Source organism: Cupriavidus sp. UBA2010, assembly GCF_002335265.1.
In the GTDB taxonomy this organism is placed as follows: Bacteria; Pseudomonadota; Gammaproteobacteria; order Burkholderiales; family Burkholderiaceae; genus Cupriavidus; species Cupriavidus metallidurans.
Map to the genome: position 1 here is coordinate 23,529 of NZ_DDCI01000027.1, position 8,994 is coordinate 32,522.

General features: G+C 62.5%; 9 protein-coding genes. 6 read left to right on the forward strand and 3 right to left on the reverse strand.

The window, feature by feature from the left end:
- The first annotated feature begins 2 nt into the window (after nt 1-2).
- The 4 genes from B2246_RS21565 to B2246_RS21580 all read left to right on the forward strand — a co-directional run bounded on the left by B2246_RS21565 (nt 3) and on the right by B2246_RS21580 (nt 5,186).
- Complete coding sequence (locus tag B2246_RS21565) at nt 3-1,016, forward strand: DUF58 domain-containing protein (protein ID WP_286880699.1); 1,014 nt, start codon at nt 3-5, stop codon at nt 1,014-1,016.
- Nucleotides 1,013-3,028 (forward strand): transglutaminase TgpA family protein, encoded by a 2,016-nt coding sequence (locus tag B2246_RS21570; RefSeq protein WP_286880697.1) that lies wholly within the window; start codon nt 1,013-1,015, stop codon nt 3,026-3,028. The genes B2246_RS21565 and B2246_RS21570 overlap by 4 nt, the downstream gene beginning before the upstream one ends.
- 86 nt (nt 3,029-3,114) lie before the next feature.
- Entirely contained in the window at nt 3,115-3,612 is a 498-nt protein-coding gene (locus B2246_RS21575) for a MarR family winged helix-turn-helix transcriptional regulator (RefSeq protein WP_186426713.1), read from the forward strand.
- Complete coding sequence (locus tag B2246_RS21580) at nt 3,609-5,186, forward strand: MFS transporter (protein ID WP_186426712.1); 1,578 nt, start codon at nt 3,609-3,611, stop codon at nt 5,184-5,186. The genes B2246_RS21575 and B2246_RS21580 overlap by 4 nt, the downstream gene beginning before the upstream one ends.
- A 124-nt stretch (nt 5,187-5,310) precedes the next feature.
- Here the strand turns inward: B2246_RS21580 and B2246_RS21585 are convergent, their stop codons facing one another.
- Together B2246_RS21585 and B2246_RS21590 are read right to left on the reverse strand one after the other, a co-directional pair.
- Complete coding sequence (locus B2246_RS21585; RefSeq protein ID WP_008646914.1) at nt 5,311-5,634, reverse strand: hypothetical protein; 324 nt, start codon at nt 5,632-5,634, stop codon at nt 5,311-5,313.
- Nucleotides 5,635-5,859: 225 nt separating this feature from the next.
- On the reverse strand, nt 5,860-7,323 hold the full coding sequence (locus B2246_RS21590) for a DegQ family serine endoprotease (protein ID WP_286880693.1): 1,464 nt from the start codon (nt 7,321-7,323) through the stop codon (nt 5,860-5,862).
- A 245-nt stretch (nt 7,324-7,568) separates the two neighbouring features.
- Between B2246_RS21590 and B2246_RS21595 the strand changes: the two genes are divergently transcribed.
- Nucleotides 7,569-8,057 (forward strand): MarR family winged helix-turn-helix transcriptional regulator, encoded by a 489-nt coding sequence (locus B2246_RS21595; RefSeq protein WP_286880691.1) that lies wholly within the window; start codon nt 7,569-7,571, stop codon nt 8,055-8,057.
- A gap of 61 nt (nt 8,058-8,118) precedes the next feature.
- Nucleotides 8,119-8,541: an organic hydroperoxide resistance protein gene (locus B2246_RS21600; protein ID WP_286880690.1), complete on the forward strand. Its 423-nt coding sequence runs from the start codon at nt 8,119-8,121 to the stop codon at nt 8,539-8,541.
- Nucleotides 8,542-8,593: 52 nt separating this feature from the next.
- Here the strand turns inward: B2246_RS21600 and B2246_RS21605 are convergent, their stop codons facing one another.
- Nucleotides 8,594-8,890 carry a GIY-YIG nuclease family protein gene (locus B2246_RS21605; protein WP_286880688.1) on the reverse strand — a complete coding sequence of 99 codons (297 nt, stop codon included), beginning with the start codon at nt 8,888-8,890 and terminating at the stop codon, nt 8,594-8,596.
- Nucleotides 8,891-8,994: the final 104 nt, after the last annotated feature.

Here is an 8,994-nt window from a genome sequence, read left to right on the forward strand (position 1 = left end):
CCATGACCACGCGGCCAGCCCTTCCCGCGCCCGATCACCTTGGCCTGACGCCGGGACGCTTCTCCGCGTGGTTGCGCCGCAAGCGCGCGCCCGTCAACGGTGTTGTCACGCTCGACCGCCGGCATCTGTACATCCTGCCGACACGCGGCGGCATCGGGTTTTCGGTGCTGCTGGCCACCATGCTGCTGACATCGCTGAACTATGCGATCAGCCTCGGCTTCGCGCTGACATTCCTGCTGGCCGGCATCGGCATGGGCTGCATGTGGATGGCTTACCGCAATCTGCTCGATCTGCGCGTGTCAGCCGGACCTGTCACACCGGCATTCGTCGGTGAGTGCGCGATTTTCACCTTGCACGTCGATAACCAGGATGCCGCCGCGCGAATCGGGATCGAGGCCCGCACGCCGCTATCCGATGCCAGTACAGAAACGGCCGCCCTCACCCTCGACGGCGTTTCCAGTGGCACGTTACCGGTGCGACTCTCCGCCATCCGGCGCGGACGACTGGCGTTACCACGCGTCACGCTTTCCAGCCGGTTTCCGTTCGGCCTCTTCCGCGTCTGGAGCTATGCCGACCTGGGACTTGCCACCATTGTCTATCCCGCGCCGGAAGCCAGCCCGCCTCCGCTACCCCTGCACCCTCAATCCGACGATGCCGACGACGGCGCGGCCAGCTTCGCGGCTGACGACGGGATCGATCAGTTGCGCAGGTACCGGCCCGGCGATCCATTGCATCGCATCGCCTGGAAACACAGCGCGCGCACCGGAAAATGGCTGACCCGCTCGGGACACACACCGCAGCAGCCGAGTTGCTGGATCGACTGGAATACCCTGCCGCCGACCATGGACACGGAAGCGCGGCTGTCCCGCCTGTGTGCCTGGGTGCTGATGACGGGTGAGGTATCGGAAATCGGGTTACGCCTGCCGGGCGTCGAGATCAAGCCGGGTCGCGGTTCCGCCCACGTGCGTGCATGCCTGGAAGCCCTGGCACTCTGGCCGGAGCGGCGCGCGCGATGAGCAAGAAGGCAAAGACCGTCGCGGTCCGGCCCCTCGGCCATCAGGAACAGGGGATGCTGATCGGCCAGCTTGCGCTGGTGCTGGCGCCGCAGGCGCGCACCCTGCCTGTGTCGGTCAGCCTGCTGCTGGTGCTGCTGCTGGCATGGCGCTGGATGCTATGGAAGCGGCGCGCGCCGTTGCCTTCCAAATTGACAGTGGGCCTGGCCGCAATACTGGTGCTGGTAGTGGCTGGCGCGCTGGTCTGGCAGTCCGGCGGCAATCTGGGACGCGAACTCTGCATCGCGCTACTGGCGGCCTTCGTGGTGCTCAAGCTGATGGAAACCCGTGCGCTGGGCGATGCCACGCTCATCACACAGCTTTCGTTCTACCTGCTGCTCACGCTCTACCTTGCCGATCAGCCATTCTGGCTGGCGCTCTACAGCATGGCGATCGGTGCATGGGTCCTCCGCAACTGGCTGCTATTGCACCACCCCGAAGCGCGTGGCCGACTGGCGATCTGGCCGTTGCTCGGACGCATGGCGCTGTTCGGGCTACCGTGGGCGGTGTTCCTGTTCGTGCTGTTCCCGCGCCTAGACCATCCCTTGTGGCGCCTGCCGCAAACGGAGCCGATCGGTCGCACCGGTATCAGCGACACGATGAAACCCGGCAGTATCGGCAAATTGATCCGTTCGCCCGACGTCGCGTTCCGCGTCGACTTCGTCGGAGAGGCACCGTCACCCGCCTCGCTATACTGGCGCGCGTTCGTGCTCTGGGATTACGACGGCGAGACCTGGCGGCCGGCCCGGTCCCGATCGGTGCGTCCGGCCGACGGGCTGCCTGACGATATCGGCGACAGCGACTTTGCAGGTTCGGCGGCACCGGGCGCGCACGAGTACAACATCACGCTCGAGCCAACGCAGGCGTCGTGGCTGTACGTGCTCGATCGTGGTCAGGCCATTTCGGCGAACCTCAATGCGCAGATTTCCATCGATAACGAGTTCTTTACGAACCTCCCCGTCGACCGGCCGTTGCGCTATCGCGCCCGATCCGTATTTGGGGCGGTACCCGAGCCGCTGACCCAGCGCACGCTCCGACGGGCCCTGGCGCTGCCGGAGGGCAATCCGCGCAGCCGCGAACTGGCTGCGCGGTGGGCCAACGAATACCCGGAGCCGTGGCAGCGCGTGCAGGCGGCCCTCCGGCTCTTCGCTGCGGCACCGTTCGCCTACACGCTGTCTCCACCGCCCCTTGGCCAAGATCAGGTCGACAGCTTTCTGTTCGAAACGCACCGAGGCTTCTGCGAGCACTATGCCAGCAGCTTTGTGTTCCTGATGCGGGCAGCCGGCGTGCCGGCGCGTGTGGTGGCTGGCTATCAGGGCGGAGACTTGAACCCGGTCGGACGGCACTATGTGATTCGGCAATCCGATGCCCATGCCTGGGCGGAGGTCTGGATCGCACAGCGTGGTTGGGTTCGCGTTGACCCCACTGGTGCCGTCGCACCCAGCCGGGTCGAGCAGGGCGTCGACGCGGCGCTGGCTGGCGACGAAATCCCAGCATTGCGTGATCTGCGGGCACCGGGCTGGCTGCGTGATCTGCGCTGGGGTCTCGATGGTCTCAGCTATACGTGGCAGCGCTGGGTATTGCAGTACGACCGTGTCCAGCAAGGAAAACTGATGGAGCAGGCTGGGCTGGCTGGCAAGTTGCCGTCGGTGCTGGTCGGCGGGCTGGCCGCCTTGAGTCTGCTCGCACTGTTGCCGCTCTGGCTGCGGCGCCGGCGTGCCGATCCGGTCCAGACACTCTATGACCGCTTCTGTGGGCTGCTGGCGCGGCACGGCTGCGTACGTGATACCTCAGAAGGGCCGCGGGACTACAGCGCTCGCGCCTGTGCAGTGCTACCTCGCGCGGCGTCCGCGGTGCAGGCGTTCACCAACGGCTACGTGGCATGGCGCTACGGCGCCCCGACGACGCAGCAGCAGACCGAAGTCATTGGCCGGCTGCGCATATCACTGCGCGAACTGTCGAAGGCATTGCGGTAATCAGTCCTTTCACGCTTCACCTTGCCAAAGGTCCGCACGCCGCATATAGTTTCATCCGTAACTATTACAGATGAAATCATACAGTCATGTCATTCGAGCGTCGCATTGATCGCTTTTGCGCGGAGTATCCGGAAGCGCCCCGTGACCTGATCCTGGCATCGCGGCTATTGCTGAGGTCGGCAAGGCTGCTGCGCCAGCATATCGAACGGGCGCTTGCCGTACATGATCTCGACCTGAACCAGTACCTCGTCATCAGCATGTTGGGGATCGACGCCATGGAGCCGACCATACCGTCTGAACTGGGACTGACGATCGATGCCACACGCACTCAGATGACCCGCCTCATCGACGGGCTCGAGACGCGCGGACTGGTCCAGCGCAAGGCTTCGCAGCACGACCGGCGCAGCCTCGAGCTCATCCTCACCCCCGCCGCCCACGACTTGCTCAAACGTGCCGCACCGACAGTCCATGCCGCCTACGCCGAAGCTTGGGCCCCCATCGGCAAGACCGGTCTGGCAGCCGTCACACGCGATCTCGGTCGGCTACATCAGCATCTGGCCGCACTGGGAGCGAACGCATCGTGACCGCACAGGCAGACCCCTGGCATCGGCTGCGCGCCCGCATGAGGTGGTTGCGCCTGCTCAGCCACCAGCAGCGGCAGACGTTGCTCATGATCTTGCTGGGCCTGGCTACCGGCGTCGAGTTTCTCGAGAACATCATGTTCGTGTTCGCGTCGAGCCATATCATCGGCGGCATCGACGCGGACCCGCGCAGCTTCGCGCTGGTCCAGGCCGCCTATGCTGTCGGGAGCATGCTGATGATCCTGACGCAGCATTGGCTCGCGCGGCGATTCGGATATCGCTACTACCTGACCGGGTCACTCCTGCTGTTCATGGCGGGCACGCTCGCAGCCGCCACCAGCACCGGACTGACGCAAATGGTGGGGGCCCGCTTCGTGCAGGGCGTTGGGGGCGGCGCGCTGTTCACGAGCTGCCGGATCCTGGTGAACATGATGTTCAGCCAGACCGACCGTGTGAGGGCTTCGCGCATCTTCATGCTCGGCATCTTCAGCGCTTCGGCGCTGGGCCCCGCATTCGCCGCGGAGCTGGTCGATCGAGGTGTCTGGCAGGACGTCTTCTATGGCGTGCTGCCGTTTGCGGCACTCGCGACGATCGGCGCCTGGCTGTTGCTCCCGGACGCGGAAGCCCGCGATGACGTGGAAGGACCCGGGCTCGGTCCACTGCTGCTGTTCGGCGTCGCGATCGTCGCACTGCAGGCAACGTTGACGGAAGCCCGTTTCGACGTGTTCTCGCATCCGATACGCGTTGCGCTGATCGCCGCGCTCGCGCTGGCGCTGCTAACCGTATTCCTGTGGCAGCAGTGGCACCACGAAAAGCCCGTGCTGCACCTGCGTGCGCTGTACCAGCCCGTCTTCCTGACCGGCCTGACCATGTACTTCGTCTATTACATGATCAGCAACCTCGCCGCCTATGTGTTCCCGATCTACGCGGAGCAGGCGCTGCGGTTTCCGCTGGCCACCACCGGCTGGCTGAACACGTTCGCCGCGACGATCAGTCTGGTCGGCATCTGGGTGTATCAGCGCGTGGCACGCAAGCTGAAACACAAGAAGCCGCTGATGACGACGGGATTGCTGCTGATGGCTGGGGCGATGACATGGTTCTCCTTCATGCCGCCGGACGTCGGCCCCCCGGCGCTCATTGTCGGACTGATCGGCAAGGGGCTCTTCGGCGTGATGGTCATCATTCCGATCGCTGGCCTGACATTCGGCTCACTGGCCGGCGATGACTTCGCGCATGGGTATCGCAGCAAGAACCTGATCCGCCAGATCGCCAGCTCGTTTGCATCGGCGCTGGGTGCTGTCCTGCTGCAGAACCGGCAGTTCGCAGTGCATACGAGCCTGGTGCATGCTCTGGGGCAGCGACCAGCCGAAACGGAGCAATGGATGCACACTATGCAGGCTGCGCTGGCAGCACGCGGATTCGAGCCGGGCCAGGCCCATGCAGGCGCGCTCGCACAACTTGCGGCCCTGGTGGATCAACAGGCGCGCTTGATTGCCTGCGAGGATCTCTATCGATTGATTGCCGTGCTCGCCTTGGCGGCTGCGGTCTTCATGCTGGTACAGCGTCGGCTCGACTAGCCAGGGAATGTGCCTTGCTCAGGCAGGAAAGGCGGGAGGAGTACTGCATTTGCGCTGGCGACAGCGCGGCAATGGCGGCGGATCGCCATCACATCGATCAGGCGTGCGCAGGTTGCGCTCGCCCTTAGAACAGCGACAACTGGCGCATGCCAAAGCCTACCGTTTCTTCCACTCGGGCACGCGCATGGGCCAGCGAGCCTTCTGCACCGGAGTAGTTGCCGGCTGCCCAGTGGTAGACCACAGGGAGATCGCCACGGTCGGACAAGCGGACTTCACCGAGTTTGTCGCCGCGTTCGTTGCGATAGTAGTGTGAGCGATAGCCCCGTTCCCAGTGCGGCGGAGCTTCTTTCTTGCGCCGACGCGGTGTCGGCTTCGTGACGGCTGGCACAAGCCGCCGTGCCAGGTCAGTAGCCGGCGAGGTGGGGGCGCGGGCGAAATCCAACTGCATAGACTTCCTTCTTCTGTCGATTCAGCAAGAACCAGAAGTGGTGATCGCAATATCACCACACGCTTCATGCATCGCAGTCGAGATCATACCCGTTCAAACACGGTTTTGGTGTGTTTTGTCTCCCGGAAATCCGCTTCTGGCAAGGGTTTGCGGGACGTATACCCGTTTACGGTATACGTCCCGTATACGTCTTGCGAGGACCGTAAACCACTTCCTCGCACTCGCTCAGCCGAGGTCGAGCGGGATGAAAATCCGCGCATCGTCACGCTGTACCAGCAGTGCCACCTGCTTGCCAGACTTGGACACCAGCGCCCGCAATTGCTCGGCGGAAGAGATCGGCGTGCCGTTCAGCGAGAGGATGACATCGCCCGGCTGGATACCCACTCGCGCAGCGGGTCCCGTCACGTCTTCGACCACGAGGCCGCCGTCTATGCCGCTGTCGCGCTTCTCCGCGGGCGTCAGCTGACGAACCGCAAGACCCAGGCGCCCGCCGTCCTGACCACCGCTACCCTTCTGAGCCAGGGCGTCTTCCTTCACCGCCCCTACCTGGACCGTCAGCATCAGCGGTTGCCCCTTGCGGATGACCTTGAGCTTCGTCTCGGTGCCCGGCTTGAGGTCGGCCACATGCTCGGGCAGATCACCGGAATGGTCGATGACGTCATCGCCGAGCTGCACGATCACGTCGCCAGCCTTCACACCACCCTTCGCCGCAGGGCTGTCCGGCTCCACCGAATTGACCAGCGCACCCGCAGGCTTCGGCAAGTTGAACGACTGCGCGAGGGCCTGGTTCACTTCCTGGACCGAGATACCGAGACGGCCGCGCGTGACCTTGCCATGGGCTACGAGTTGCTCCTCGACCTTGGTCGCTACGTTGATCGGGATGGCAAACGAGAGGCCCTGATAGCCACCAGTCTGGCTGTAGATCTGCGAGTTGATGCCAATCACTTCGCCGCGCTGGTTAAACAGCGGACCGCCGGAATTGCCGGGGTTCACCGCAACGTCGGTCTGGATGAACGGCACATAGGTGTCATCGGGCAGCGAGCGCGATTTGGCACTGACGATACCGGCAGTGACCGTGTTCTCGAAGCCGTACGGGGACCCAATGGCAAGCACCGGCTCACCGACGCGGGTCTTCGACGGGTCGCCCAGCCGGACCGTGGGGAGGTTCTTTGCATCGATGCGAATCACCGCGATGTCAGTCTGCGGATCGCTGCCTAACACCTTGGCCTTGAATTCGCGCCGGTCCGTGAGCTTCACCGTGACTTCGGTAGCGTTGTCGACCACGTGCGCATTCGTCAGGATCAGACCGTCCTGGCTAACGATGAATCCCGAGCCTAGTCCACGCACCAGTTGCGGCTGCGCATTCTGCGGCCCCTGGAACTGCGGGCCGAATCGCTTGAAGAACTGGAACAGCGGGTCATCCGGATCGACGCCCTGTGGCACTTGTGCCGAAGTACGCTGCGCGCGCGCGGTCACGCTGATGTTCACGACCGCTGGGCCATACTGATCCACGATGCTCGAGAAATCCGTTGGCGTGGCGACTGCAATCGGTCCTGCGCTTGCGGTGACCGGGGTCTGTGCGGCGTATCCCGGGGTGATCGCATCCTTCTGCAGATACGCGTAGCCGCCGGCAAGGGCAGCCAAGGCAGCGACACCGACAGCAGAGCGGGCGAGAGTCTGACGAATCATGGTGCTTTCCTTTCTCGATGGTCCATGGCGCCGACGATTTTCTTGGCGCGACGGAATCATGGTAAGCAGCCACACTTAAGCCAGACTTAAAGAACACGGTCAGTTCACGGCCAGGTTAGCTTCAGGCCGCGAGTGCATTTTTGATTACTTTTTCTCGTTAGCTCTTGTGCGCGCACGGCGCGCAGCTAATCTCTATAGGTTCGATGCAAAGTTTATATTGCACACAATTTAATTGTGTATAAGATATGTTCATGCGCGATACGACAACTCCCTCCCGAACTGAAGCATCAAGCAACGACTGGCTCTTGCTGGACCAACAGTTGTGCTTTGCCCTGTATTCAACTTCGTTGGCGATGACCAAGATCTACAAGCCAATTTTAAGTGAGCTTGGACTTACATACCCACAGTACTTGGTCATGCTTGTGCTCTGGGAAAGCAACACGCTAACGGTCTCGGAGCTGGGCACACGGCTGACACTCGATTCAGGCACCTTGACTCCACTGCTCAAGCGGCTCGAGTCAGCAGGATTGGTAGCACGCGAACGAGACGCCAAGGATGAGCGTCGTGTCCTTGTGAACCTGACGGATGCAGGCCGGAGGCTTCGCGCCTCGGCGGTAGGCATTCCGGAGAAATTGCTGTGCGCGACGCAATGCTCGGTCTCCGAGATTCAGTCGTTGACGTCGCGTCTTCATGCACTGCGGTCCACGCTGGAAGGCGCACGGACTGATGATTGACCGGCAAAAGCCGGGACCTTTGACTAGCCCGCCCCCGCTGGGCAAAACCTGGAGTATTCAAATGAAACTCGAAAAAGTCCTCTACACCGCTCACGCATCCGCAACCGGTGGCCGCGATGGCCGAGCCGAAAGCTCGGATGGCCAGTTGAACGTCAAGCTGGCAGTGCCAAAGGAAATGGGTGGTAGTGGCAACGGCATGAATCCGGAGCAACTGTTCGCGGCTGGATACTCGGCCTGTTTCCTGGGTGCAATCCGCTTTGTGGCAGGGCAACAGAAAATTGCAATCTCGCCTGACGCGAAGATCGATGGCGCGGTCGGCATTGGCCAGATTCCCCAGGGGTTCGGCATTCAGGCCGAACTGAAGATCTCTCTGCCGGGCCTGGATAAGGAAGCCGCGCAGAAACTGGTGGAAGCGGCTCACCAAGTGTGCCCGTACTCGAATGCCACCCGCGGCAACATCGACGTGACGCTGATCGTGGTTTGACGCTCGATCACACGTGAAGAAAGAAAAAGCCGGCATATTGCCGGCTTTTCTTCTATGGATACGTTGTTCGGAGTTGGCTGCAGAAGTCGCGCTTCTGCGCCGCACTCATGCGTTTTGTTCGGATCTCGGCCTTTAGGGCCTCCGACTTCGTCGAAAACTCAAGCCATCCAAGCAGCCTCAGCGGCCGGCGAGAACGCGTGTACTTTGCGCCAATTCCAGCAAGATGCTGAGCATATCGACGCTGAACGTCGGTGGTAATACCTGTATAGATGGATTCGCCTTCGCACTCGAGCAAATAGAGAAACCAGGTTGTTTCTTCAGCAGGTGCGGGCTCAATCTCGGAAGTCATGGCGGCAAATCATACGTATGGGTGCCTGCCGTGGCAACGGTCTGGAGAGTTGCGGAGGGGGCTTTTACGGCCTGCGTTCGAACCGCGCGGCATAAAAGCAAAAC